Origin of the sequence: Polynucleobacter arcticus, assembly GCF_013307205.1 — a bacterium.
Taxonomy (GTDB): domain Bacteria; phylum Pseudomonadota; class Gammaproteobacteria; order Burkholderiales; family Burkholderiaceae; genus Polynucleobacter; species Polynucleobacter arcticus.
The window spans coordinates 1,349,069-1,372,926 of record NZ_CP028940.1 but is presented as its reverse complement, the minus strand read 5'-3'; the positions used below and the strand labels follow the sequence as shown (position 1 = coordinate 1,372,926).

At 46.3% G+C, this 23,858-nt stretch carries 32 protein-coding genes; 13 read left to right on the top strand and 19 right to left on the bottom strand.

Going from position 1 to position 23,858, the window contains the following annotated elements:
• The first annotated feature begins 31 nt into the window (after nucleotides 1–31).
• On the top strand, nucleotides 32–625 hold the full coding sequence (locus tag DN92_RS06965) for a urate hydroxylase PuuD (RefSeq protein WP_173960553.1): 594 nt from the start codon (nucleotides 32–34) through the stop codon (nucleotides 623–625).
• A gap of 84 nt (nucleotides 626–709) precedes the next feature.
• On the opposite strand, the gene DN92_RS06960 is transcribed toward DN92_RS06965, so the two are convergent.
• The 3 genes from DN92_RS06960 to DN92_RS06950 all read right to left on the bottom strand — a co-directional run bounded on the left by DN92_RS06960 (nucleotide 710) and on the right by DN92_RS06950 (nucleotide 2,681).
• Entirely contained in the window at nucleotides 710–1,879 is a 1,170-nt protein-coding gene (locus DN92_RS06960) for an NAD(P)/FAD-dependent oxidoreductase (RefSeq protein WP_173960552.1), read from the bottom strand.
• 87 nt (nucleotides 1,880–1,966) lie between these two features.
• Nucleotides 1,967–2,134 (bottom strand): rubredoxin, encoded by a 168-nt coding sequence (locus DN92_RS06955; RefSeq protein ID WP_173960551.1) that lies wholly within the window; start codon nucleotides 2,132–2,134, stop codon nucleotides 1,967–1,969.
• Nucleotides 2,135–2,195: 61 nt separating this feature from the next.
• Nucleotides 2,196–2,681: a rubrerythrin family protein gene (locus DN92_RS06950; RefSeq protein WP_173960550.1), complete on the bottom strand. Its 486-nt coding sequence runs from the start codon at nucleotides 2,679–2,681 to the stop codon at nucleotides 2,196–2,198.
• Nucleotides 2,682–2,819: 138 nt separating this feature from the next.
• On the opposite strand from DN92_RS06950, the gene DN92_RS06945 reads away from it, so the two are divergent.
• Together DN92_RS06945 and DN92_RS06940 are read left to right on the top strand one after the other, a co-directional pair.
• Nucleotides 2,820–3,761 (top strand): hydrogen peroxide-inducible genes activator, encoded by a 942-nt coding sequence (locus DN92_RS06945; RefSeq protein WP_173960549.1) that lies wholly within the window; start codon nucleotides 2,820–2,822, stop codon nucleotides 3,759–3,761.
• Nucleotides 3,762–3,847: 86 nt separating this feature from the next.
• Nucleotides 3,848–4,948, top strand: coding sequence for an alkene reductase (locus DN92_RS06940; RefSeq protein ID WP_173960548.1), 1,101 nt, complete (start codon nucleotides 3,848–3,850; stop codon nucleotides 4,946–4,948).
• 64 nt (nucleotides 4,949–5,012) lie between these two features.
• Here the strand turns inward: DN92_RS06940 and DN92_RS06935 are convergent, their stop codons facing one another.
• The 4 genes from DN92_RS06935 to DN92_RS06920 form a co-directional block, all read right to left on the bottom strand.
• Complete coding sequence (locus DN92_RS06935) at nucleotides 5,013–5,189, bottom strand: hypothetical protein (RefSeq protein ID WP_173960547.1); 177 nt, start codon at nucleotides 5,187–5,189, stop codon at nucleotides 5,013–5,015.
• Nucleotides 5,190–5,212: 23 nt separating this feature from the next.
• A complete protein-coding gene (locus tag DN92_RS06930; RefSeq protein ID WP_173960546.1) occupies nucleotides 5,213–5,404 on the bottom strand; it encodes a hypothetical protein in 192 nt (63 codons plus the stop codon).
• The gene (locus DN92_RS06925; RefSeq protein ID WP_254598271.1) at nucleotides 5,401–6,135 is read right to left on the bottom strand and encodes a bestrophin-like domain; all 735 of its coding nucleotides are present in this window, start codon (nucleotides 6,133–6,135) and stop codon (nucleotides 5,401–5,403) included. Before DN92_RS06925 ends, DN92_RS06930 begins: the two co-directional genes overlap by 4 nt.
• Nucleotides 6,136–6,202: 67 nt before the next feature.
• Nucleotides 6,203–7,348, bottom strand: coding sequence for an alpha-hydroxy acid oxidase (locus tag DN92_RS06920; RefSeq protein ID WP_173960545.1), 1,146 nt, complete (start codon nucleotides 7,346–7,348; stop codon nucleotides 6,203–6,205).
• Nucleotides 7,349–7,495: 147 nt separating this feature from the next.
• Here DN92_RS06920 and DN92_RS06915 point away from each other — a divergent pair, with 147 nt between their 5' ends.
• From DN92_RS06915 to DN92_RS06905, 3 genes are all read left to right on the top strand, one after another.
• Nucleotides 7,496–8,404 (top strand): DMT family transporter, encoded by a 909-nt coding sequence (locus DN92_RS06915; protein ID WP_173960544.1) that lies wholly within the window; start codon nucleotides 7,496–7,498, stop codon nucleotides 8,402–8,404.
• A gap of 103 nt (nucleotides 8,405–8,507) precedes the next feature.
• Nucleotides 8,508–9,656: an aminotransferase class V-fold PLP-dependent enzyme gene (locus DN92_RS06910; RefSeq protein ID WP_173960543.1), complete on the top strand. Its 1,149-nt coding sequence runs from the start codon at nucleotides 8,508–8,510 to the stop codon at nucleotides 9,654–9,656.
• Nucleotides 9,657–9,766: 110 nt separating this feature from the next.
• Entirely contained in the window at nucleotides 9,767–10,024 is a 258-nt protein-coding gene (locus DN92_RS06905) for a protein tyrosine phosphatase (protein ID WP_173960542.1), read from the top strand.
• A gap of 36 nt (nucleotides 10,025–10,060) precedes the next feature.
• On the opposite strand, the gene DN92_RS06900 is transcribed toward DN92_RS06905, so the two are convergent.
• From DN92_RS06900 to DN92_RS06890, 3 genes are all read right to left on the bottom strand, one after another.
• Nucleotides 10,061–11,008 (bottom strand): DMT family transporter, encoded by a 948-nt coding sequence (locus DN92_RS06900; RefSeq protein WP_173960541.1) that lies wholly within the window; start codon nucleotides 11,006–11,008, stop codon nucleotides 10,061–10,063.
• A gap of 6 nt (nucleotides 11,009–11,014) precedes the next feature.
• Nucleotides 11,015–11,896 carry an NAD(P)H-hydrate dehydratase gene (locus DN92_RS06895; RefSeq protein WP_173960540.1) on the bottom strand — a complete coding sequence of 294 codons (882 nt, stop codon included), beginning with the start codon at nucleotides 11,894–11,896 and terminating at the stop codon, nucleotides 11,015–11,017.
• Between the two features lie 128 nt (nucleotides 11,897–12,024).
• The gene (locus DN92_RS06890; protein WP_173960539.1) at nucleotides 12,025–12,234 is read right to left on the bottom strand and encodes a hypothetical protein; all 210 of its coding nucleotides are present in this window, start codon (nucleotides 12,232–12,234) and stop codon (nucleotides 12,025–12,027) included.
• A 154-nt stretch (nucleotides 12,235–12,388) separates the two neighbouring features.
• Between DN92_RS06890 and DN92_RS06885 the strand changes: the two genes are divergently transcribed.
• From DN92_RS06885 to DN92_RS06875, 3 genes are read left to right on the top strand one after another with little or no spacing between them, the layout of a single operon-like run.
• On the top strand, nucleotides 12,389–13,246 hold the full coding sequence (locus DN92_RS06885) for an LOG family protein (RefSeq protein ID WP_173960538.1): 858 nt from the start codon (nucleotides 12,389–12,391) through the stop codon (nucleotides 13,244–13,246).
• A gap of 42 nt (nucleotides 13,247–13,288) precedes the next feature.
• Nucleotides 13,289–13,804, top strand: coding sequence for a hypothetical protein (locus tag DN92_RS06880; RefSeq protein WP_173960537.1), 516 nt, complete (start codon nucleotides 13,289–13,291; stop codon nucleotides 13,802–13,804).
• Nucleotides 13,805–13,807: 3 nt separating this feature from the next.
• Nucleotides 13,808–15,025: a BaiN/RdsA family NAD(P)/FAD-dependent oxidoreductase gene (locus tag DN92_RS06875; protein WP_173960536.1), complete on the top strand. Its 1,218-nt coding sequence runs from the start codon at nucleotides 13,808–13,810 to the stop codon at nucleotides 15,023–15,025.
• Nucleotides 15,026–15,051: 26 nt separating this feature from the next.
• Here DN92_RS06875 and DN92_RS06870 read toward each other — a convergent pair whose 3' ends face one another.
• A complete protein-coding gene (locus DN92_RS06870; RefSeq protein ID WP_173960535.1) occupies nucleotides 15,052–15,441 on the bottom strand; it encodes a group II truncated hemoglobin in 390 nt (129 codons plus the stop codon).
• Between the two features lie 116 nt (nucleotides 15,442–15,557).
• Between DN92_RS06870 and DN92_RS06865 the strand changes: the two genes are divergently transcribed.
• Nucleotides 15,558–16,079 (top strand): phasin family protein, encoded by a 522-nt coding sequence (locus DN92_RS06865; protein ID WP_173960534.1) that lies wholly within the window; start codon nucleotides 15,558–15,560, stop codon nucleotides 16,077–16,079.
• Between the two features lie 69 nt (nucleotides 16,080–16,148).
• Here the strand turns inward: DN92_RS06865 and DN92_RS06860 are convergent, their stop codons facing one another.
• The 3 genes from DN92_RS06860 to DN92_RS06850 are packed head-to-tail and all read right to left on the bottom strand — an operon-like array spanning nucleotide 16,149 to nucleotide 18,274.
• Nucleotides 16,149–16,385, bottom strand: a complete 237-nt coding sequence (locus tag DN92_RS06860; protein WP_173960533.1) for a TIGR02450 family Trp-rich protein — start codon at nucleotides 16,383–16,385, stop codon at nucleotides 16,149–16,151.
• Nucleotides 16,375–16,677, bottom strand: coding sequence for a hypothetical protein (locus DN92_RS06855; RefSeq protein WP_173960532.1), 303 nt, complete (start codon nucleotides 16,675–16,677; stop codon nucleotides 16,375–16,377). The genes DN92_RS06860 and DN92_RS06855 overlap by 11 nt, the downstream gene beginning before the upstream one ends.
• A 13-nt stretch (nucleotides 16,678–16,690) precedes the next feature.
• On the bottom strand, nucleotides 16,691–18,274 hold the full coding sequence (locus DN92_RS06850) for a rhodanese homology domain-containing protein (RefSeq protein WP_173960531.1): 1,584 nt from the start codon (nucleotides 18,272–18,274) through the stop codon (nucleotides 16,691–16,693).
• Nucleotides 18,275–18,521: 247 nt separating this feature from the next.
• On the opposite strand from DN92_RS06850, the gene DN92_RS06845 reads away from it, so the two are divergent.
• Nucleotides 18,522–18,710 carry an Hc1-related histone H1-like protein gene (locus DN92_RS06845; RefSeq protein WP_173960530.1) on the top strand — a complete coding sequence of 63 codons (189 nt, stop codon included), beginning with the start codon at nucleotides 18,522–18,524 and terminating at the stop codon, nucleotides 18,708–18,710.
• 62 nt (nucleotides 18,711–18,772) lie between these two features.
• Here the strand turns inward: DN92_RS06845 and DN92_RS06840 are convergent, their stop codons facing one another.
• Nucleotides 18,773–19,066 (bottom strand): DUF1330 domain-containing protein, encoded by a 294-nt coding sequence (locus tag DN92_RS06840; RefSeq protein WP_173960529.1) that lies wholly within the window; start codon nucleotides 19,064–19,066, stop codon nucleotides 18,773–18,775.
• An 84-nt stretch (nucleotides 19,067–19,150) separates the two neighbouring features.
• On the opposite strand from DN92_RS06840, the gene mmsB reads away from it, so the two are divergent.
• Nucleotides 19,151–20,032, top strand: coding sequence for a 3-hydroxyisobutyrate dehydrogenase (mmsB, locus tag DN92_RS06835; RefSeq protein WP_173960528.1), 882 nt, complete (start codon nucleotides 19,151–19,153; stop codon nucleotides 20,030–20,032).
• Between the two features lie 75 nt (nucleotides 20,033–20,107).
• On the opposite strand, the gene DN92_RS06830 is transcribed toward mmsB, so the two are convergent.
• The 4 genes from DN92_RS06830 to DN92_RS06815 all read right to left on the bottom strand — a co-directional run bounded on the left by DN92_RS06830 (nucleotide 20,108) and on the right by DN92_RS06815 (nucleotide 23,026).
• Nucleotides 20,108–21,424, bottom strand: a complete 1,317-nt coding sequence (locus DN92_RS06830; protein ID WP_173960527.1) for a DEAD/DEAH box helicase — start codon at nucleotides 21,422–21,424, stop codon at nucleotides 20,108–20,110.
• A gap of 107 nt (nucleotides 21,425–21,531) precedes the next feature.
• Nucleotides 21,532–22,152 (bottom strand): cysteine dioxygenase family protein, encoded by a 621-nt coding sequence (locus DN92_RS06825; protein WP_415836395.1) that lies wholly within the window; start codon nucleotides 22,150–22,152, stop codon nucleotides 21,532–21,534.
• Nucleotides 22,145–22,564 (bottom strand): YbgC/FadM family acyl-CoA thioesterase, encoded by a 420-nt coding sequence (locus DN92_RS06820; protein ID WP_173960526.1) that lies wholly within the window; start codon nucleotides 22,562–22,564, stop codon nucleotides 22,145–22,147. The genes DN92_RS06825 and DN92_RS06820 overlap by 8 nt, the downstream gene beginning before the upstream one ends.
• Before the next feature lie 30 nt (nucleotides 22,565–22,594).
• Nucleotides 22,595–23,026: a GNAT family N-acetyltransferase gene (locus DN92_RS06815; RefSeq protein ID WP_173960525.1), complete on the bottom strand. Its 432-nt coding sequence runs from the start codon at nucleotides 23,024–23,026 to the stop codon at nucleotides 22,595–22,597.
• Nucleotides 23,027–23,203: 177 nt separating this feature from the next.
• On the opposite strand from DN92_RS06815, the gene DN92_RS06810 reads away from it, so the two are divergent.
• Nucleotides 23,204–23,785, top strand: coding sequence for a hypothetical protein (locus tag DN92_RS06810; protein ID WP_173960524.1), 582 nt, complete (start codon nucleotides 23,204–23,206; stop codon nucleotides 23,783–23,785).
• Nucleotides 23,786–23,858 lie beyond the last annotated feature (73 nt).

Genomic DNA, 23,858 nt, shown 5'->3' with positions numbered 1-23,858 from the left:
TTAGCGGTTGATTTCAGTTCATAGGGCGTAGATGACATCGATTCTTACTTCATTGGGGCGCACAGTTTTAGCGGGTTTTGTGCTCCTCATTTTGATCATCTTCGCCCTAGGCGGAAATTTCAACTCACTTGAGTTGCCTTTCTTGTTCCGCTGGATTCATGTGATGGTTGGCATTATGTGGGTTGGTCTGCTCTGGTATTTCAACTTTGTGCAGATTCCATCCATGCCAAAAATCCCTGATGAACAAAAGCCTGCGATTGTAAAAGTCATTGCTCCAACAGCTCTATTTTGGTTTCGCTGGGCTGCCTTGTTCACCGTAGTTAGCGGTTTAATCCTGGCAGTATTGAATGGTTATGCTCACCAAGCATTCACACTCCAGGCCCCATTTCGCGCTATCGGATTAGGTATGTGGATTGCTTTAATAATGGCCTTCAATGTTTGGTTCATCATTTGGCCAAATCAGAAGCGTGCTCTTGGTATTGTTGCTGTTGAGCCAGATGTCAAAGCGAAATCCGCACGTGTGGCGATGTTGATTTCGCGCTTCAACACGATACTTTCAGTGCCAATGTTGTTCTTGATGAGTGCACAGTCACACAACACTAGCTGGTTTGTGATCGTTTCATAATCATGCTGTAGTTCATCATGTAAAAGGCCCGCATTGCGGGCCTTTTCTTTTGCAACTTCGCTTTAGCTAGCTGGCTAGACATTCTTATTGCAGGATGGGTGGAAGCTCTTTAGTAAGCGCACCACGCTGAGCAGTTGCAGATCCTAGCAAGGCAAAGCCGAGTAGCTTGCCATCACTTGATTCAAAGCGGGCCTCGAGACCATCCTCAAGCGTATGGATTTTCCATTCGCCCACTGCGCCTTTAGCTGGTGGCGAGACGATAGTGGGAAGTGCAGGCGTTTTCACCATAACAGGCATAGCAGGGTAGCTCAGGGTAATTTCCTGCCCAAGTAAATTAGGGGCTAAAGCCCGTGCCGCCTGCATGATTGGCATGACGTAAGGCAAAACTAAGCCATCTACTTCAGCGCAGTCACCAATGGCATAGACATTCTTCGCGCTGGTTTCTAATTGGCGATTAATGGTGATGCCATTACCCGTTGCAATTCCAGCAGCTTTGGCTAAATCTAGGCGTGGCCTTAAGCCTACTGCAGACAGAAATACATCACTGTTAATTACTGAGCCGTTTGCAAGGGTGATCGAAAGACAATCACCGTTACGATCAACAGATTGCACAGTAGTAGCAAAGTGCCAGCGGACTCCAGCCTCGCTTAATTTTGATTGCAGTGCCAAAGCTGCCGCTTCAGGGAGCAATCTGCCTAAAGATTGTGGCGCTAAATCAATGACATCTACTTCGTAAGATCCTAGTACTAAATCATTTGCAAATTCACAACCAATTAGGCCGGCACCTAAAATCACAATTCGCTTTTTACCTGCAATGGCCTGACGAAACTGCGCATACTCTTCAAGGTCATTTACGGTGATCACTTCGTTGGCGGCGTTACCTTGCAAGGGTAGTCGAATTTGATCAGCTCCCAAACCGAGTACCAGCTTTCCATAGGCAATACTTCCCTTGGAAGTTTCAATGGTTTGGGATGCGGTATCAATAGCAGATACATCAGCGTCACCCAAAATCGTTACTTCTAGTTGCGCCGCCATGCCTTCGGCATTAGTGGAGACCAGTTGTTCTGTAGTCTTATTGCTTGCCAATGCCGTAGAGAGCATCGGCTTTGAATAAAAATAGCCTGATTCGCGACTGATCAAAGTAATTGGCACTGTCTTATCGAGCTTGCGAAGCTCACGAATAACGGTATATCCGGCTAATCCGCTGCCGATGATGACGATGCCCGATTGGGTAGATTGATTTTGATGATCCACAGTTGGGCCTTTAATAATGCGGTTAAATACTTTTTGGTAAGTGAGTTACTTAAATCAGTTGCAGGAACTGAAGTGCGCTCGACTCAATTAAGACATTTGAACCATTTCAAAGTCCGATTTTGCTACGCCGCAGTCTGGGCATTCCCAGTCTTCTGGTATGTCAGCCCAAGCGGTGCCCGCGGGGATGCCGTCTTCCGGTAAACCATTGGCTTCATCATAGATAAAGCCGCACACAATGCATTGCCAAGATTTCATTTTAATTCCTTAAGATAATTCGATCAGTTTAAATTTAATTTCGTTTTATTTCCAAATCTACTTACGCCGCAGCAAACTCGTTGGCCTTTTCTAGGGCTTTCTTATAGTGGTTAGCATGACGCTCCTCTACATTAGCAAGGGCTGCAAAGCGTTTTGCTGCCTTTACTAGCATCGCCTGGAATTGCTCGGCATGTTCCTTTGATTCGGCAATTTGCTCATCCATTTCTGCTGCCGCCGCCATATTGCCTTCCTCTACCGCTGTTTTGCGAAAACCAGGATACATTTCGGTGTACTCATAGGTTTCACCCTCAATGGCAATCTCTAAAGCGCGGCTTGGGGTAATGGTGCTAGCGGGGTAGAGTAAATCGAGGTGGCCAAAGGCATGCATGACTTCTTGATCTGCGGTTGCCTCAAAGATTTCAGCAGTTTCAACATCACCGGCGGCGCGAGCCAATTTGGCAAAATAGCGATATTTAATATGTGCCATGGACTCGCCAGCAAAGGCGGATTCTAAATTTTGGATTGTTTTGATTTCGGGGCGTGCCATTTTCATTCCTTTTGGGTTGGTTGTTAGGCGATGTACGAACACCATGGAATGGATTCTGGACCTCAAAATGTAATCAGTCCAATAAATAATAATGATACTATTGATCTATTAAATTGATTATATGGATTTTTACAAACCATGGCTGCTCTACCTTCATTGCGTCAGCTTCGCTATTTTGTAGCAATTGCCCAGGAGCTGAACTTCACGCGGGCTGCAGAAGCCTGTTTTGTCGGTCAATCTACTTTGAGTACGGGTTTAAAAGAACTTGAGGATGGTCTTGGAGTCCGCTTAGTGGAGCGGGACCGCCAAAATGTAGCGATTACCCCGATTGGTTTGGAGATTCTGGAGAGGGCCAAGACCATTTTGGCATCATCTCAAGATTTAGTTGAGTATGCCGATGCTGCAGGCAAGCCAATGGCAGGGACAATTCGACTGGGCGTTATTCCAACGATCGCACCATTCTTATTGCCAAATGTGATGCCGGATATCCGGACGCGCTTTCCTGATTTAAAAATCGCCTTGCGCGAGGATTTAACTGCGAACCTCTTGAGTCGGCTAGTAGATCATCAGCTAGACTTTGCCTTAATTGCCTTGCCTTATGAGACTGATGGTTTGATGGTGAAGGAGCTCTTCATCGATGAATTTTGGGTGGTAGCAAGAGAAGAGGATCCCGTCCTGAAGGGTAAGGAAATTCATTTGCCGGCAAAAATGGCTGAGCGTCTACTACTATTGGAGGAGGGCCATTGTTTACGAGATCACACCTTACAGGCTTGCAAGCGACCCGATATTCGTAATGCCGATAGTATGGAGGCCACTAGCTTACTGACCCTGTTACAGATGGTCGAGTCTGGCATGGGGATCGCTTTACTTCCCGAGATGGCAGTGAAGGGTGGTCTATTAAATGGCAGCACATTAATTGCAAGGCCTTTGGCACCACCTACACCCAAGCGAGTAATCGCGCTAGTTGCCCGTGCATCCACAGCACACATTAAAGAGTTTCAGGCCTTGTCCGAGAGTATTGAGGCACGTTTTCAATCTGCTCCAGGAACGAGTCGGGGTGCTCGTAAGAGTTCTCCATGAAGCTAAAGTTTGATGGGCAAGAAGCCTGTCTTCCCTGCTACAGTTGCCCCATTCATTGATGTATTGATACTTATAGAAAGAAGTTCATGTCCGGAAAAGAAATCATGTTTACCCCCATTCTGCTTGGCGCTATTGCATTAAAGAATCGCTTAGTTATGGCCCCCTTGACCAGAATGCGTGCGATTGCTGGTGAGGTGCCCCATCCTTTAGCTAAAACCTATTACAGCCAAAGAGCCGGTGCAGGACTCATTATTAGTGAAGCAACCCAAATTTCTCCGATCGGCCAAGGCTATCCAGCAACGCCAGGAATCTACTCTGCAGAGCAAACAGCGGCGTGGAAAGAAATTGTTCAGGCGGTGCATGCCAAGGGTGGAAAGATGGTGGCGCAGTTATGGCATGTCGGCCGTATCTCGCATTCATCTTTGCATCCAGAGCAGGGTCTACCTGAAGCCCCATCTGCAATTGCACCAAGCGGACAAACTTATGGTGCTGATTGGCAGTTACATGACTATGAAACTCCTAAGGCGATGACTGCGGACGATATCGCTCGCCTCCTCAGCGATTTTGAATTGGCTGCAAAAAACGCTCAAGCTGCTGGTTTTGATGGGGTAGAAATTCATTCGGCGAATGGTTATTTGCTAGATCAATTTTTGCAAGATAAAGCCAATCAACGTACGGATGAATATGGTGGGTCAATCGCAAATCGCATACGTTTGCTAGGTGAAGTGATTGAGTCTGTTGCTAAGGTTTATCCAAGCGATCGCATTGGTGTGCGCTTATCGCCCTACGGAAGCTTTAATGACATGGCTGATAGCGATCCGATCGCCTTGTTCAATGCAGTTGTGCAGAAATTAAATGGCTATCAGCTGTCTTATGTTCATATGATTGAGCCACGATCCACAACCGCTGGCGGAAATGATCAAGTTGATGGAGATGCGCCAATTACTTCAGAGATTTTCCGAGCAGCCTATCAGGGTAAATTCATTAGTGCTGGTGGATATGACCAGGCGATGGGTGAGGCTGCCTTAGAGGCTGGATTAGCTGATGCGGTGGCTTATGGGCGCTTATATATTTCTAACCCAGATTTAGCTGAACGTTTTCAGCAGGGTGCGAGTCTGAATGCTTATGACCGAGCCAGCTTTTATGGTGGAGCAGAGGTGGGATACACAGACTATCCAACACTCTGAAACAGTTTAGTAGAAACTGAGTCTGATAAAAATAGACTAAGGCCTCGATCGAAAGATGGGGGCCTTATTTTTTATCTTCAGGATCTTTTAAAAGATCGTAGTGGTTCGCAATTAATAGCAATGCAATCGATGCACAACCCATGGCAAAAAATTGCCACTGGTGTAACATTGCTGTTCCAATCACCGTCATTAAAATAGTCCAACCGATTGCCATCTTGGCTTTTTTGCTGAGTGCTTTCATGGGAGTAGATTCTAGTAGAAAAATTATTTAATGGATAGGCGGGCTTTGGCACTGAGTTCACTGGGGGTTCCGCGCTTATCCAGTTGGGAGAGCCTTAAGGCCTCCTGTTCAAAGTCAATTTGAGCAGGATGAAATTCAATATTATTTAGGTGAATGACATAGGTCCATACCAATTCACGGCCCCGGTCTTTAAATACGTCTACAACGCGTTTCATCTTTGAGTGCCCCTGGATTGAGTGACGCTATTTTTTGGAGCGATATTTTGTTTGAGATCAATGAGGTTGCGTGGATCGATGCGAATAACCCCACCTCTAGGGCTATCAATATCGGCAATCAAAAAGAAAGAAATCGAGATCATGATTGGAAAAATCATAAAGAGACCAATATTTTGATTGAAGTTCCTTGCCCCAAAACCCACCAAAACATTAGCACCAACGGCGATGGCTGCCATCAGCCACCAAGCCGCAATCGGTATGCGATTCCACCAGGCGGCTTGAGTAAAGCCCTGAGTGTTAATGACATCATTCATACCCGATATCGCTAGTGCAATAGTGGGGGTGGCTTGCGTCCGCGCGATGGGGAGTAGTTCAGCCCACATCGCATTTTGTATAACAGCAGTGCGTTGTGTGATTTGTTTGGCCGTTTCATGATCTTGTTTGGAATAAAACAAGATGCGTTGATCCACATATTCGTTCAACAACCCTTTGATCGTTTCCGCCGTTTTGCTCGGTAGAAGATCCGCCCTTAAGAATTCAGTACCAATTGCATTTGCTTCAGCTTCTTCATAGGTCTGCCTCAGATCGTAGCGAGCAATCGCCATCGAAAAAGTAAAGCCGATGATCAGGCCAAGCAATGTTAGCGTGGCCGTTTGAATAATCCCCAGATCTGCCGAGGTTTCAGTGTCCTTGGTGCGGTACTTACTAAGTACTGCATTGCCGAACCACACTGAGCCCGATAGAGCTACAGTAGAAATGACAAATACCAGTTCGGGGGAGTTGGCTAAGTAGGTAATATTAAAAAGTTCCTGGATACAAGATGTCTTTAGTCACATTTTGAATATCTCGGTGTCCCGTAAATGCCATAGTGATATCCATTTCATTATGAATAATCTCAAGGCATTTAGTAACACCAGCTTCGCCCATTGCACCTAAGCCGTAAAGAAAAGGTCGACCAATCAAGGTGCCGCGAGCACCTAGTGCCCAGGCTTTAAGAACGTCTTGTCCAGACCGAATACCGCCGTCCATCCATACTTCAATATCTTGGCCTACTGCGTTCACGATACCGGGTAGCGCCTTGATGCTGGAGATCGCGCCATCCAATTGGCGGCCGCCATGATTGGAGACAATCAGGGCATCAGCTCCAGAGTTTGCAGCGAATCGAGCATCTTCTTCATCCAAGATGCCTTTAATGATTAGCTTGCCACCCCAGAGTTTTTTAATCCACTCCACATCATCCCAACTTAAGCCCGGGTCAAATTGCTCTGCCGTCCAAGAGGAGAGGGAGGACATATTGCCGACACCGGTAGCGTGACCCACAATATTGCGAAAGGTTCTGCGAGGGGTCATCGCCATACCCATGCACCAACGTGGCTTGGTCATCATGTTAATGATGTTAGCAATGGTGAGTTTGGGTGGTGCGGACAAGCCGTTTTTTAAATCCTTGTGGCGTTGCCCCAAGATCTGCAAATCCAAAGTTAAGACTAGGGCGGAGCACTTAGCAGCTTTGGCGCGCTCAATGAGGCGCTCAATAAAGCCGCGGTCTTTCATGACGTAGAGCTGAAACCAAAAAGGCTTAGTTGTGCGCTCTGCAACATCTTCAATGGAGCAAATGCTCATAGTGGATAAGCAGAAGGGAACACCAAATTTTTCTGCAGCACGGGCGGCCAAAATTTCACCATCGGCGTGTTGCATGCCTGTGAGTCCGGTAGGTGCTAGCGCAACTGGCATGGCTACCTCTTGACCTACCATCGTTGTCTTGGTGGTCCGATTAGTCATGTCTACTGCAACGCGCTGGCGTAATTTGATCTTCTGAAAATCAGACTCATTCGCTCGGTAGGTGGATTCAGTCCACGATCCGGAATCTGCGTAGTCATAGAACATCTTGGGGGTACGTTTTTGATGCAAAACTCGTAAGTCTTCAATATTGGTGATGATTGTCACTAAAACCCCTTTGTACGGTGCTAATGCTCGATGGCATTTGCTAATTTAAGCTCTATCTTAGCAATACCGGGCATTTGTTTCTACAATGCGTAGTCATTACCCTTCTCGGGCCTCCAAAGACCCTCTTGTTCACCCATATAGCCCTGAATGCCCCATTTACCCCTATCGACCATATTCTATTTATCACTAGCCACCTTGTTGTGGGCGGGTAATGCGATCGCAGGACGAGCGCTGGTAGGGAGTATTTCACCAGTCACATTAAGTGCCGTTCGATGGGGTCTGGCGGCCTTAATCTTGCTTCCTTTAGGATGGCGGGTTTTCAGATCTAGTAGCGCTTTATGGCAAAACAAGACCCGCTTCTTGCTGCTGGCGCTGTTAGGTGTGGGTAGTTATAACGTTTTGCTATATCTCGCATTGCAGACATCGACCGCAATTAATGTCACGCTGATTGGTGCCAGCATGCCGATTTGGATGCTGTTGATTGGCGCTGTCTTCTACGAAGCAAAGCCGACACTGCTTCAGCTTACAGGAGCGCTTGTCTCTTTATTCGGCGTCACTATCGTATTAACCCGTGGTGATGTCGCCAGCCTACTCAGTATGCAGGCAGTGATGGGTGACCTACTTATTATGTTAGCCACAATTCTTTGGGCTTTTTACAGTTGGATGATTGGTCGTCCTGGTAAGAGTACTGAACGGCAATGGCCATGGGCAGAGTTTTTGATGGCGCAGGTCATGATTGGTTTCCTATGGACCATGCTCTTTGATAGTGTAGAGATTGCTACTGGAAATGCTTTTATTGATCTGAATTACTGGACTGGAGCATTAATTCTGTTTGTGGCAATCGGACCATCCTTAATTGCTTACCGCTGCTGGGGTTTGGGGGTCAGCGGTGCGGGTCCAACGGTTGCCGCATTTTTTGCCAATTTGATTCCGCTGTTTACTGCCTTACTCTCAGCCGCGATTTTGGGAGACCCGCCCCAACTTTTTCATGGGTTTGCCTTTATTTTGATTGTGATCGGAATATTGGTCTCCTCCACAGCGCAAAAAAAGAATTAACCCCTCTAATTAGCTTAAAACCCCTTTTTTAGCGTCTGAGTACCTCTGCAGCCCTAAATCAGTATCATTTAGAGCTAATCACACGATTTTCTAGGAAATTACTATGCCAGGCTTACTCCCGAATGTTGATCCAGATGGTTTGTTAGAGTTTTCGGTTGTTTATACCGATCGCTCACTCAATCACATGTCTGAAGAGTTTAAAAAAGTCATCGTCGACATCTCTAGTGTTTTGAAAGATGCCTATAACGCAAGTTCTGCAGTGATCGTCCCTGGTAGCGGTACTTATGGCATGGAGGCAGTAGCCCGTCAATTTGCCAATAATGAAAAGTGCCTCGTATTGCGTAATGGCTACTTTAGTTATCGCTGGACTCAGATTTTTGATTTAGCCAATATCACCCAGGACATTACCGTTCTCAAGGGTAAGCAGTTAGAAGATTCTGTACAAGGTGTTTTTGCACCAGCACCGATCGAAGAAGTAGTAGCGCTCATCAAACAAGAAAAGCCAGCAGTGGTTTTTGCTCCCCACGTAGAAACCTCTGCCGGTATTATTTTGCCGGATGGTTACCTCAAAGCGGTAGGTGAAGCCGTTCGCTCAGTGAATGGTTTATTTGTGCTCGATTGCATTGCTTCTGGTGCAATGTGGGTAGACATGAAGGCATGTAATGTCGATGTTTTGATTACAGCCCCGCAAAAAGGGTGGAGCAGTTCACCTTGTTGCGCCATGATCGCCATGGGAGATAGAGCGCGAGAGCGTATTGAATCTACCCAAAGTAGTAGCTTCTCCATTGATCTCAAGAGGTGGCTCCAAATTGTGGAAACCTATGAAAAAGGTGGCCACGTTTATCACACCACCATGCCAACGGATGCCCTGAAAATCTTGCGTAATGTGATGAAAGAAACTCAGGCTCTCGGTTTTGCATCACTCAAAGCCAAGCAACAAGAGTTGGGTGATAAGGTTCGCGCCTTGTTGGTGTCTCTTGGTTACCATTCAGTCGCAGCTAAAGGGTTTCAGGCTCCAGGCGTAGTAGTGAGTTACACCAAGGATCCGGATATTCAGTCTGGTAAAAAGTTTATTGCCCTGGGCTTGCAAACTGCTGCTGGCGTGCCATTGCAGTGCGATGAGCGCCCAGACTTCCGTACTTTCAGAATTGGATTGTTTGGTCTAGAGAAGTTGGCTCATATTGATCGTACTGTTGGCCACCTTGAGGCAGCACTAGAAAAGATTACTGAAGCTGAGGCGCAACTAGCTTAAGCAGTATTCTTGAGCTCAAATAAAAGGCCGTCTTAGGACGGCTTTTTTATTGCCTTCACAACTTTGTTGGGTATTATTAAATTGCCTATAAAAATTTTGAGGAATTCTTAATGCCTTCTCGCTTTGTAAAACTCAGTGTTACTGCCCTGATTTCTGCTGCTATTGGTTTATCGCCGATTGCAGTGATCGCTGCTGATCCGCTACCGGCAAGTGCGCCAGTAAGCCAAGCTGAAAAATCAGCCGACACTAAGTCAAAGAAAAAAGCCAAGAAGAATAAAAAGGCGGAGAAAAAAGCGAAGAAGAAATCCCAGAAGAAAGCCAAAGCAGTCCAAGAGACAGCAAGCAAAGAGCCAGCAACACAGCAGTAAATTGTTAGTGATGAACTCAGCGTCTTGCTGAGTTCATTAATTCAAAGGCTCAGATTCCTTCTGCATATTAGGCGCATCATTACGGACTAGCAGCCACATCGCCCCAATGACCAGCCCCATCCCACTAATCTGTATCCAGGTAATCGGTTCAGACAAAACTATCCAGCCCATGAATAGCGTAGAGACTGGGCCTAGAATTCCAGCTTGAGCAACTAGTGGTGAACCTATGCGATTAATCGCAATCATAATTAATAACATCGGAATGACGGTACATAGACTGGCATTGAGCAAGCTGAGCCAGTAGATTTGGTAAACCTGCACGAAAACAGCTGCAGGATCGTAAATCAAAATTTGAATCACACTCAGTAACGCAGATGCTGAGCTGGCATACACCACTAAGCGGACACTTCCCACTCTTCTTACCATTTCACCGGCGCCAATCATATAGATTGCGTATGAGCACGCACTGGCAAACACCAGCAGCATGCCGAGCAATGCTAGTGATCCTGTCGAATGGGCATCTTGAAAAAATACCACGATTACACCAAGATAGCCCACTATCAGGGCATACCACTGCAGGCGACTAATGGATTTATTTAAAACAAAAAAAGAGATCAACAGCACGATAGTTGGAGTGAGATAAAGAACAATGCGTTCAAGTCCAACAGAAATGTATTGCAACCCTAAAAAATCTAGATAGCTTGATAAGAAGTAGCCCATAAAGCCAAGAGCAAAGACTTTTACGCGATCTAAGTTCGTTAGTGGACTCATACTTTGCTTACGCGCCTGCCACCAATAGATTCCCCAAAAGAGGGGGAGAGCCATTAGCATTCGCAGGGCAATGAGTGTTTCTGCATTAGCGCCATAGGTAAATGCGAGCTTGACTAGAATCGCTTTACCAGAAAATAGGACAGAGCCTAGACCGGCCATCAAGAGACCGTATACGTAACGGCGATGAAGAAGAATTCCGCTGGCTGACTGCATGCTGCTTTATAACAGTTTATTTAGCAGACTTCGCATCTCAAAAATGACCTCGGTAGGAGTGAGTCCAATTGGACCTACTTGTTGGGCGACCAAACTATCTGCTGCGCTGGCATGTAGTTGCACTCCAATACAGCTAGCCTCCCAAAGGCTAATGTTGTGACGTATGCCTTGGGCAGCAATTGCGGCAATACTGCCAGTTAAGGCATCGCCCATTCCGCCGACTGCCATACCAGGATTGCCTTGTTCACACTGAACGGCTGAATGTGTCGGTGAGGCTAGCAGGGTGTGCTGACCCTTGAGAACAACAATAGAGTCAGTGAGTTTGACTAAGTTAGACAAAGCAGCAAGCCGATCTTCTTGCACTACTGCTGCGCTGGTATTCAGAAGATGTGCAGCTTCCCCAGGGTGCGGTGTCAGCACGCTCATACCTGGGTACTCTCGATTGCGTTGCTTTAGAAGATCCAGAAATTCAGGGTTATCTGCTATTAAGTTCAGGGCATCTGCATCCAGTACCAGCGGGATATTGGGGCGGCGCAATATAGTAGTCAGCCAATCTCTTGCAAGATCAGAAAATCCTAGTCCTGGACCTATCGCGATCAAATCTGGGGTGGTGTTTTGTAGTTGTTCTTGGGCGTTAAAGCTGGCCAGGCGCACCATCAGCTCAGCTTGTTCGGGGATGGCATGCGCAGTTGTCGGGTCGAGCATTTCCAGGATGGTCCAGCCAGCACCAAGATGGAGTGCGGCATTGCCTGCCAATAGTAAGGCTCCGGACATCCCAGGCGCACCACCAATGATCAATACTTTGCCGGCGCTCCCTTTGTGTTCTGAAGGGACTCGCTTGAGGCGATGAATTAATTCCAGTGACTCGAGTTTTTTTGGGGCAATCATCTCAACAGTATCGCTCTAATAAGAGCAACAGAGCCATCTGATTGCAATAGGATGTTCATAACGTGAGCTAGAAACTGAGACATAAAAAAACCGCGGCGAACCGCGGTTGGTTTTTCTCTAAAAGAGAATTATTTCTTTGTATCAGCCGCAGGCGCTGCTGGTGTAGCAGGGGCCGCTGTAGGAGCCGCAGGCGCCTCTTTTCTAGCATCTTCCATGTGAGCAGCTTCAGCACCATGCTTCTCACCGCCCATATCAATGCCACCATCGCTTTTGAAGAGTAGGTAGGTTGAGGCACCGATTAATACCAGTACCATAATGATGATCGAACGATTGCTCATTGCTTTTCCTCTAGTTTGGTTAATATCTTCTAATATTAATGCCTGAAAGACGTGTGGTAAATCCAAATAAGCCCTAGATCCTCAATTAATGCAATATTCTAGGTAGTAATACTGATCTGGCTAAAGATGAGCCGCTATTTTTAAGGGTTGTAACATGAGTTCCAAGTTGCCTGTAAATAATTCTCAAACCATTACCGATTTTCTGAATCTACACCACAATCAAATGGCTGAGGATAATTCCGCAGATTCCTATAAGTTTGCCTTTGAGGACGAAGCTTTTTTAGCTCGCCGCGAAACGCTGGGTCTGCGCTTTCAATTGGAGCTGTTAAAGCCAGAAATCCTCCTTCATGAGCGCGGCATTGAGCACACGATTACTGTATTTGGTTCAACACGATTTGTGAGTTCCGAAGTAGCTCAGGAGATGAGGCGGGTTGCAAAAACTCCGCAGGCAGTTGCTCAAGCTGATAGAGCCTTGCTGCACTCGAAGTACTATGACTCTGCTCGTGAGTTCGGGACATTAGTTGCGAACTATAACGCCACTCAAAAAGAAGATCGAAATAAACTCCATATCGCCACTGGTGGCGGCCCTGGAATTATGGAGGCAGTGAATCGTGGCGCATTTGAGGCGGGGGATAAGTCCATTGGTTTTAATATCAGCTTACCTAAGGAGCAGTATCCCAACCCTTACCTCACGGCGGGGCTGAGTTTCCGCTTTCATTACTTCGCTCTTCGTAAAATGCACTTCATGCTCAGGGCGAGGGCAATTTTGGCCTATCCAGGCGGCTTTGGATCCTTTGATGAGCTCTTTGAGGTGCTGACCTTAATGCAGACTAAGAAAGCTATCCGCTTTCCGGTCATCTTGGTGGGCCAGGATTTTTGGTGTGAAGTCATTAATTTCAAAAAGATGCTGGAACATGGCGTCATTGAGCAAGCGGATATGGACTTGATTCACTTTGTAGAAACCGCTGAAGAAGCATGGGCCGTTATCAACAAATGGTATCAATTGGCCTAAAGGTTTTGGCTGGGAGACCTGTAAAATGAGCTCGAAGACACTATGACTATTTCAAATTACGTAACCCTAACTACCGAACTAGATTTACCGGCGTACTTGTTTGGCATTGCCATGCTGCTGGTCGTGATGCTAGTGCATGGCGTGGCATTGCTCCAAATTGCTAAACGCTTCGAGGTGAAGTCATTTTTATACCTATCGGAGCATCGATACTCCTCAGTAGCAATCGTGTTTTATGTCAGCGTGCTATGTTTATTTCTTATCCATATCTTTGAGATCATCCTTTGGGGTATCGCTTTACGAGCGTTTAATTTATTGCCGAATTTAGGTGAAAGCATTTTATTTAGCGGTAGCACTTATACGGCAATGGGCTTTATGGATGACCTCCTGCCTAGTGGCTGGAAGATGTTGGCCATCATGATTGCTTTTTCAGGGATGTTTGCTTTTGCTTGGACGGCATCAGTCATGATCTCGATGACCAGAAATTTTCGTCAAGCCTATACCCGTTTGCATATGCAAAAACTCAAATTGCCCCCTGAAGTCATCGAGCGATTTAAGTAAATCATGAGTAAAACATGGGATGCCATTGTGATTGGTGGCGGGGCAGCTGGACTATTTTGTGCTGGCGTTGCTGGTCAGTTAGGTAAAAAAGTATTGGTGATAGACCACGCTGATATCTTATGTGAAAAAATTCGTATTAGCGGTGGCGGCAGATGCAACTTTACCAATCTGCATAGTAGTCCAGCTAACTTCCTCTCCCTCAACTCCCATTTTGTAAAGAGCGCCTTAGCGCGCTATCCTGCAAAAGAATTTATCAAGCTAGTGCAGTCTTATCGTATCGCCTATCATGAGAAACATCAGGGACAACTATTCTGTGATGACTCGGCTAAGCAAATTATCGAGATGTTGCTCCAAGAGTGCGCCAAAGGTAATGTTGATATTCGCTATCCGGTAACTGCAAACTCCATCTCGAATCAAGGGGGTGAGTGGCTGGTGACAACTTCTACTGGTACCGAGCGAGCAAAGTCGCTGGTCATGGCAACAGGAGGCTTACCAGTCCCCGCAATTGGTGCTACAGCTTACTCGCTAGATATTGCTAAGCAGTTTGGTTTGAAGATCATAGACCCACGCCCCGCACTGGTACCGCTCTCATTTACATCTGGTGAGTTTGATAATCTGACGGAGTTATCTGGTCTCAGCCTACCGGTTCGGATTGCTGCTGGATCTAAAGGTCACCGTTATGGCGCCTCCCGCTTTAATGAGGATTTATTGCTTACACATAAAGGCTTGTCAGGGCCGGGCGTATTGCAGGCCAGTAGTTATTGGATTGAGGGCGAGGCTATTCATATTGATTGGCTTGGCGCAGTCGAGGCCAATGGACGCTTTAGTTGTGATGAGCTTTTCAATAACGAAGACAATCGCCTAAAGCTGACCGAAAACATATTAGCCTCCGTAATGCCTTTACGTCTTGCTAAAGCATTTGCGGAGCAGAAGAATTTATTAGGTAAAAAATGGGCTGAGGTCTCTAAAAAGGATCGTCAGGCCCTCAAAGAACTAATTACCAACTGGTCGGTTAAGCCGGCAGGAACCTTGGGTTGGAAGAAGGCTGAAGTGATGTTGGGTGGTGTAGATACCAAAGAGTTGGATAGCCAAACCATGATGGCTCGCAATCACCCTGGACTCTTTTTTATTGGTGAATGTGTTGATGTCACTGGACATCTTGGCGGCCATAATTTCCAGTGGGCTTGGGCCAGTGGGTTTGCTTGCGCCCAATCCCTCTAGGGTTTCTATAAAACCGTCTTACCTGATTAGTTTGGCTGGTTTCTCATCCAGTCGGCAGTATTAAAGAAGGACTCCTCTAACTGGGAGCCAATCTGGCCATCAATGCCACAGTCTTCCATGGCGCGATACATACAGGCCAGCCATTGATTGCGCTCTTGAAGGCCAATCTTGAAAGGGAGGTGTCGGGCACGTAGCATGGGGTGCCCATGTCGAGGGGAGTAGACATCGGGGCCTCCCAACCAACCTGATAAAAAGAGTTTGAGCTTCTCTCTAGAGCTTGAAAGGTCTTGAGGGTGCATAGCGCGTAAATCTACGAAGGGCTCCTCTAGCGCCATCAAATCGTAGAAACGGTCCACTAATTCATCAACCTTTATAGCGCCACCAATGATTTCGTAAGGGCTTTTTCTTTCGCTCATGCCCCAATTTTAATGCCAACACAGGGGGGAATTGGCAAGTCACAGATTTGGGTATAGAGTGGAAGTATCTACTTTTTAATTGTTCAACGCTCGCATTTAACCAAAGGAGGGATGTAATGGATAAGAAAGACATTCAAGCATGGCAGCAAGAAAAGGCGAGGGAGTTATTTGCCTATTCCCATAAATTACTGGATGCCGCTAAAGATCTGAGCGAGCACCATATTGCGGAGATTCAGTGGGGCATGAAAAATGCCATGGAGAGTGCGAAGTCAGCTGCAAAAAATGATCTGACTAAGCTCAAGGAGTTACAGGAATCAGCTGCACAAGAAGCCGCAAAACGTGCCACTGTTTATCAAAAGAAAGTGAAGTCAGTTCTGAAGGATTTGGGTGAGGACGCTGCTGATGGCACTGAGAAGCATTTAGAAAAAGTGCGCAGTTCTTTGGTAGGCTGGTTAGAGGATGTGGAGGATAAAATCCCGGGTCACGCAGATAAGTTATCCAAGGTGGTACATGAGATGTCCACAACCGGCCAAAAAATGTTTAAAGAGGGTCGCAAGATTGTGAATCATGTAGCGGACACTGCAGAAAAGAATATTGAAGAGCATTTGAGAAAAGGCTCTGACACTAAGAAGAAGTAAACGAATCAATGAATGAATAAAATCATTTTCTTAGTAAGTAAAAACCGCCTGCAATCCAAGGCGGTTTTTTTATAGCCAGCCCTGAAGCCAAATCGAGCTATCACTTAACTCGCGCCAACGGATGAGTTGAATTTGTTTATCAAAGACCGCTTCTAGCTCCACATACTCAATCGACTGTTCAGGTAGATCTGGAAGAATGACTTTGCTGACCAAGAAGTGCTTGCGCTTATTGCTCGGATTTACTGCCGTCCATTTAGTGAGTAGGAGCTTCTTGGGGCTGAGAGGATTTTTCTGCTTAGAGAGCATTGCACTGAAATTCCTGAGTATTGCTGATCAGCTTACCTGAGCCGGGTGTAAAAATGTTGCTTGCATCTTGGGTCTGAAGCGGACACTTCAAGTCAAAATAGGTCTGAGGGCCAAGGCTTCCGCAGTAATCATATTGGCGATCCTGAAATTGCATCTGCGCTTTTTTGATAATCATGGAAGACTTCTCCCCCTTGGCGTCTTTACAGGACCAAGTGGTGTAGGCATCGCGATCGCAGCCAGTCAACAGGATTAGTGGTACCAATAGAACGCAAAGTGGATGTGCTTGTCTCATTTACCGGAGTCTCTCATAGAACCCAAAAGTGGTGAGTGCTATCCTTACCCAGTTGCTCTACTAAACCAAACTCCCAATCCAAGTAGGCCTGCATGGCTGCGGGATCTACATTGGTGCCCTCATAGGGTCGTTTGTATCGATCTAGTGCAGGTGAGGCCAAGTGGGTAGCGCCCTTTTCTAATTCAAGGCCGGCATCAGTCCAAGCCTTATTTCCGCCAGATAACACCACCACTTCAACATTGGCGAGCGCTGCAATTTCTTGTGCAGCAAAGACAGCGAGCTCGCCGGTAGTGCTCGTCAGAACAAAGCGATCAACTTTTGGTAATTTCTGTAAAGCGGCAGAGAACTGGGAACGCAGTGCAAACCAGCTACCTGGAATGTGTCCCTTGACATAATTAGCATGGGTACTTAAATCTATAAAAATAGTACCGCTATCATTTTTCAACCATTCTGAGGCTGTCATTGCATCTACTGTTTGAATTTCAGTAGCTTTCGGTAAGGGTTGAACCCATGGGCCTTTCTCCGTGAGGTCCGAAGTCTTAATGTCATCAATGACATATACATCCCAAGCCATTTGAGCAAGCCATGAGGCTGGCATGTTTGCTCTAACGCCACCAGGATCAGATAAGACTATGCGCGCTCCTCGAACAGGCGCAACCATTTCTGTTTCTTGTACCAGTTGACCGCCCGGTGTCGAGCGAAATCCAGGGAGATGGCCCGCTTCGTATTCTTCTGGCGTTCTAGGATCAAAGAAATAAGTAGTTCGATCTGCCTGTGATTTCCATTGCGAAATATCCGCAAGACTAATTCGCTTAACGCCAGCTTGATCAGCTACGCTGCGGGCGCGCTGACCGGCTTCGTTTGCAGTGTTATCACTAACTTCTTTGAATTTGCGACTTTGACCTCGCTCGAGTTCTTGGCCAGCTAGAGTCCAGCCAATCGTGCCATTGCGCAATGCGTTCACTTCATTCGGAATGCCCGCATTGATTAAGGACTGAGTGCCGATGATGCTACGGGTTCTTCCTGCGCAGTTGACGATTATTCTGGTCTTTGGGTTGGGTGCAATTTCCGGAACACGTAAAACCAGTTCAGCTCCCGGTACGCTGATACCGGTAGGGATGCTCATTGTGTTGTATTCATCAAAGCGACGAACGTCTACAACAACCACATCTTCATTCTTATCGATGAGTTGCTTTACTTCTTGAGCTGATAGGGAGGGCGTATGTCTCTTAGACTCTACAAATTCACCAAACGATTTACTGGGGACATTGACATCCTTAAATACTTCGCCACCAGCTGCTTTCCATGCACTGATACCACCTTGGAAGACAGATACATCCAGGTAGCCAAGCTTGATCAGTCGTTCTGCTGCTAATTGTGCGTAGCCCTCACCATCATCGAGCGTGACAATCGCCACATCTTTTCTGGGAAGCTTGCTCAATGCATCGGTTTCAATGCGAGACAGTGGAACATTAGCTGCAAACAATGGGTGCTCTTGAGCATGTGGATCTTCTTCACGAACATCGAGCAATGCAATCTCCTCTTTATTCAGAAGCTTATTGCGGACAAAAAGGTAGTCTTGGGTGGGAATGGACATATCAATTTTTCTTCAGAATTTTCTATATGAGTCAGTTAGGGGAGTTGGGGTACCTAGACCTCAAAATATACCCATATTGGTGATCTTGAAGCCGATTTTCATAGGTTTTGGTCATTTTTACATTTTGGAGGATTTGCTGAATCTAAGAGTTATCCCTAGGGCTGTACCTGCAATCCCTTGCTTTTTACGGGGATATACTATTTTCGAGTTTAAACCTCAAACTTTGATTAAAAATCTAGGAGACAAGATGTCACAACACGATACATTGTTGGCTGCATTTGAAGCTTACAAGGCAGAGAACGAAAAGTTTATTCAAAAGGGTGTAAAGGCATCTGCTGCGCGCGCTCGTAAGGCTTTGCAAGAAATTGCTGGCGCATGCAAAGAGCGCCGCAAAGAAATTACCGCAACTAAAGAAGCTATGGAAGCGAAGAAGTAATTCGATTCAAAAAACTGCGAAATGAATTCAGTCCGGCCCCCCAAAGGAGCCGGGCTTTATTTTTAGGTGGTAACGGAAAACAAGGTCAGCTTCATAGCCTTGTTGCGAACGGATAGTAGCCTTTGGTACTCGGGACTATTTGCCCAAGATTGAGAGTGCGCTAAGTCCGAAAACTCCAACTCTACAAATGCGTTAAAAGATTTGCACTCCAATTCATTCCAGAGGAAACTGGTGAATGTGCCACGGGAAGTAATTGTGCCCCCATACAGCGCTACCGTATCCCCAACTTGGCTGCGGTATTCCTCAAAAGCTGCCAGATTATTTAACTCAATGAGGCCGATTACTTTAATCGTCATTTCATCTCCCGGTAATTTATCTCCCTAGTTTATAAGCAGGCTATAGTGAGAGATCAATACTTCACTATCTTAAATGAGGCATATATGAAGATCGCATTTTTAGGCTTGGGTAATATGGGCTTGCTTATGGCAATTAATCTAATCAAAGCGGGTTATCAGGCCAATGGTTTTGATTTGGTTCAGTCTCAGCTCGATGCTTTTGCAGCAGCAGGGGGTACTTCGATGGGTAGTGCATCGCAGGCCGCTCTAGATGTGGATGTCATCATTAGTATGCTACCCGCATCACATCATGTGGAGGCTTTGTATTTGGGCGACTCGGGTTTGCTAGCTACTGCCAATCCGAAGGCTTTGCTGGTCGATTGCTCAACAATCTCTCCTAAGGTTTCTCAGGCTATAGCAGCGGTTGCAAAATCTCAAGGCTTTGCCATGATTGATGCCCCAGTCTCAGGTGGAACTGCAGGCGCTCAAGCTGGAACTTTAACCTTTATGGTCGGTGGCGACGCTATCGATGTTGATCGAGCTAGACCATTGCTCGAAAAAATGGGTAAGAATATTTTTCATGCAGGCGCAAGCGGTAGCGGACAAACTGTAAAGGTATGTAACAACATGTTGCTTGGCATTCAAATGCTAGGGACTAGCGAAGCCCTACGTTTGGGCTTGGCTAATGGGGTGGACCCCAAAGTGCTCTCAGACATTATGTCTAAGAGTTCGGGTCGTAACTGGGTTTTAGAGTTATACAATCCTTGCCCAGGAGTGATGGAGAACGTGCCATCTTCAAAAGGGTATGTCGGGGGCTTTGGAGTGGATCTCATGTTGAAGGATCTCTCTTTAGCTACAGACAATGCCGGAGCCCTAGATGCGAGCGTTCCTCTTGGAGAGTTATCTCGCAAACTATATGAGGCTCACAGTAAGGCTGGCAACGGAGCGCTCGATTTCTCAAGCGTATTTAATCTAACAGTGGACTAAAGCAGGGCCATTGCATCGGATAGATCTCAGCAATCACCGTCATACCTCATGGTATGACGGTGATCCCAGTGAAAGTTACCGATTAAAACTACGCTTGGGTGGACTAGTGCGTTTAGCTGCCGGCTTACCACCACCGCCACCACCGCCACTACCGCCACCACCGCCACTGCCACCACTTCCCGCACCAGCCGGACGAGGTTTTCTGGATTGCTGATGTTGCTGACTACGTAATTGAATAGGTTGTGCTACTGCGTTTGGATCTGGCTCAAATCCAGCAATCACTTCCTGAGGTAGTTTCTGCTTAATGAGTTTTTCAATATCTCTGAGCATTTGATGTTCATCAACGCAGACTAAAGAGACTGCGACCCCGTTAGAGCCCGCTCTACCAGTTCGACCAATGCGGTGCACATAATCCTCTGAGACATTTGGCAGGTCATAGTTCACAACATGGGGGAGCTGATCAATATCGATACCACGTGCAGCAATATCAGTAGCAACTAAGACGGTAATTTTTCCATCCTTAAACTCTGCCAATGCTTTAGTGCGCGCACTTTGACTCTTGTTGCCATGAATCGCCATGGCTGTAATACCATCTTTTTCTAGTTGCGTAACCAGTTTGTTAGCGCCATGTTTAGTGCGAGTAAACACCAGGACCTGCTGCCACTGATTGGTTTTAATCAGATGCGCCAATAAGGGATGTTTCTGAGTTCTGTCTACCGGATGGATCAGTTGAGCAATCGCATCATTTGTACTATTACTGCGAGCCACTTCAATTAGCGCCGGAGAGTTTAGTAAACCATCGGCTAAAGCCTTGATCTCAGTTGAGAAGGTTGCGGAAAATAGTAAGTTCTGACGCTGCTTTGGTAGTGCAGCCAAAATCTTTTTAATGTCACGCAAAAAGCCCATATCGAGCATACGATCAGCTTCATCGAGCACAAGAATTTCAATATGAGCGAGGGAAACACAGTTCTGAGACATTAAGTCCAGTAAACGGCCGGGCGTTGCCACCAAGATATCAAGCCCCGCTGCAATAGCTTTAATTTGCGGGTTGGCGCCGACACCACCAAAAATCACCGTGGATTTGAGGCCAGTATATTTTCCATAGGTGACTACGGATTCTTGAACTTGAGCGGCCAATTCACGGGTGGGAGTCAAAATCAACACGCGCAATTGACGCTTGCCAGTAGTCTTGGCGGTAGTCGTTAGGCGCTGAAGAATCGGCAGGGTGAAACCAGCGGTCTTGCCGGTGCCGGTTTGAGCTGCAGCAAGTAAATCGCCACCCTTTAAAACGGCAGGGATTGATTTTTCTTGAATAGGGGTAGGGCTGGTATAGCCTTCCTCGCTAATAGCGCGAAGAATGGATTCTGATAAACCAAGATCTGTAAATAACATAGGAGCCAAATAAATATTGGCCCGTATTCAATTAAACGACTGTCCCGGCCAATGGGGTGAGCTGCCACACTTGAAGTGTCTGCAGAAAGAGGCCTTATTTTAAGCTATTAGGTAGGACTGACAGTGGTATTCCAAAGATTCGGGGTTACGGTGTTGGCATAGCCTGAGATAAATAATTTTTCAGTACCGGTAATGGGATCAAAAACTGCCCGCTCAATCCGTCCAATATTACCGCCATATACATGGATGCTAATCGAGATTTGATCCTCTAAATCATTCTCCACCATGTGAATATCATGCGTTTGAGGAGATACCGTTGCCACTTGACCTGGTTTACAAACAACCGATCCATCCGCCTTGAAGCTGCCATCGGATTGTTGGCAATAGTTTGAGCTTCGTTCTTGTCCTCGTAGCTGACCCACCATTCCCCAAACAGTATGGTTATGTAGCGGGGTCTTTTGTCCAGGGCCCCAAACAAAGCTGACTACTGAAAAGCGATCCAGTGGGTCTGCATAGAGTAGGTACTGCTGGTAATACTGTGGATGCGGTTTGCAAAACTCAGGGGGTAGCCAGTCATCTACCTTAATCAGGTTTTCTAACAGGACTCTTCCCTGAGAAAAAATAAGCTCTTCGTTAGGATCAGTTTCTAGAAGCATGGCAAGACTTTTTACAAATGTCAGTAATTTACCTTCGTGCATCGTGCCCTCCTGAATGGCAATATTACTCATCGGCTTTAAAAAGCCAATCTGGTAATCCTTTGGGTTTGAGGGTTTTAGTATCAACGCAAACAATATGCAGTAGGGCGCTGGCAATGAGTTCTGGCTCAGCACCCTCGGTAATGCGTTGAGCAGTTTGCTTAACTGCAATTTGGGTGCGACCACGATGTTCAATAACTTGATCGATGCTCAACAGATCATCCAAGCGCCCCGGTCTATGAAAGTTCATAGTGATTTCACGAACTGGTAGCAAGATGCCAAACTCATTGATTAGTTTTGTTGGGCTCAATCCTCTTTGCTGAAGCCACTCTGAGCGGCTACGCTCAAAGATTTCCAAGTAGCGAGCGTGATAGATAAATCCTGCTGCATCGGTATCTGAGTAGCAGACACGAAAAAGGAAGGGTGGGTTAGTTGTTGGGATCATGGGTAATCAATCAGAAGTAATGTGTAGCCATTAGATAGTGCAGATCATATCGCGATGCGCTATCCCCGCCTCATCATAGATATCCCCTTGCGCGATAAATCCATGGAGCTCGTAAAACGGAATAGCTGAAAGTTGGGCATGCAATTTAAATTGACGAATACCTAAAGATTGACCCGCCTCAAGCAAGGCGTGGAGTAGTTGCCCACCAACACCCTGATTTCGATAGGCTGACAATACAGCCATTCGACCAATTTGACCGCAATGACCCTGATGTCCAGGCAAGAGGATCAGTCTGGCGGTTCCAATACAGTGGCTTCCTTGGTAGGCTAAGGCATGCTGAGCCAGGGGGTCGAATTCATCTAGCTCCATGGACTCTGGAACACCTTGCTCTTCAATAAAAACAGTCTTACGGATGGGGTAGGCCTCTTTTAGAGCATCTTTCCAGGGTTTTATCAATATCACGGTGTCTATTTATCAAAAGTAAAGTGGTGGCCTACACGTTCTAATGTAACAAATAGAGTCTTTTTGTGCCTCAAATACTAGTTATAGGTCATATAAGCAACACACTTCAGGGTTAGAATGAATTTGAAGTGCTGGTAATTCAGCGCCTCCTTAAAAAACCTTTATCTAGGAGTTATTTTGAAGAAATCTTTATTAGCTACATTAGTCGCTTCACTCGGTTTAGTTGTTGCCAGCTCTGCATTTGCTCAGGCCCCAACAAAAATGATGCCATTGGCCGCTGAAGCAGTCGTATTAACTGCTACTGTGGATTCTGTTGATGTTCAGAAGCGTATCGTCGTGTTGAAAGATGCTAACGGTAATTTGGCGCAAATGAACGTATCTAAGCAAGTGAATGATTTGGACAAAGTGAAGAAGGGCGACCTTTTTGTTGTTGAGCATGCTCAAGCGATTGCAGTTGGTTTAGTGGCAGCCCCTAAAGGTGCAAAACCAGGCGTTTCTGGCGTGCGTTCAGTTGTAATTGCTGGCAAAGGTTCTGTTAAGCCGTTTGAAGAAACTACTGACACTATTTATGCAACAGTGAAAATCACTACGATCGATGCAAAAACTCGTGTTGTGACATTCACATTGCCTTCAGGTGAGAAGCAAAGAGTGAAAGTGGATCAAAGCGTGCTAGGCCTCGAGAAATTCAAAGCTGGTGATGAAGTCATCGTAGAGTTTGTTGACGATACAGCGATTGGTTTTGTAACGCCAAAGAAGTAAGCATTTAAAACCTTAACTTCATCACTACTAAGTGCTGAGGTTGTAAATAAAAAGGCCCGCAATTGAACTGACC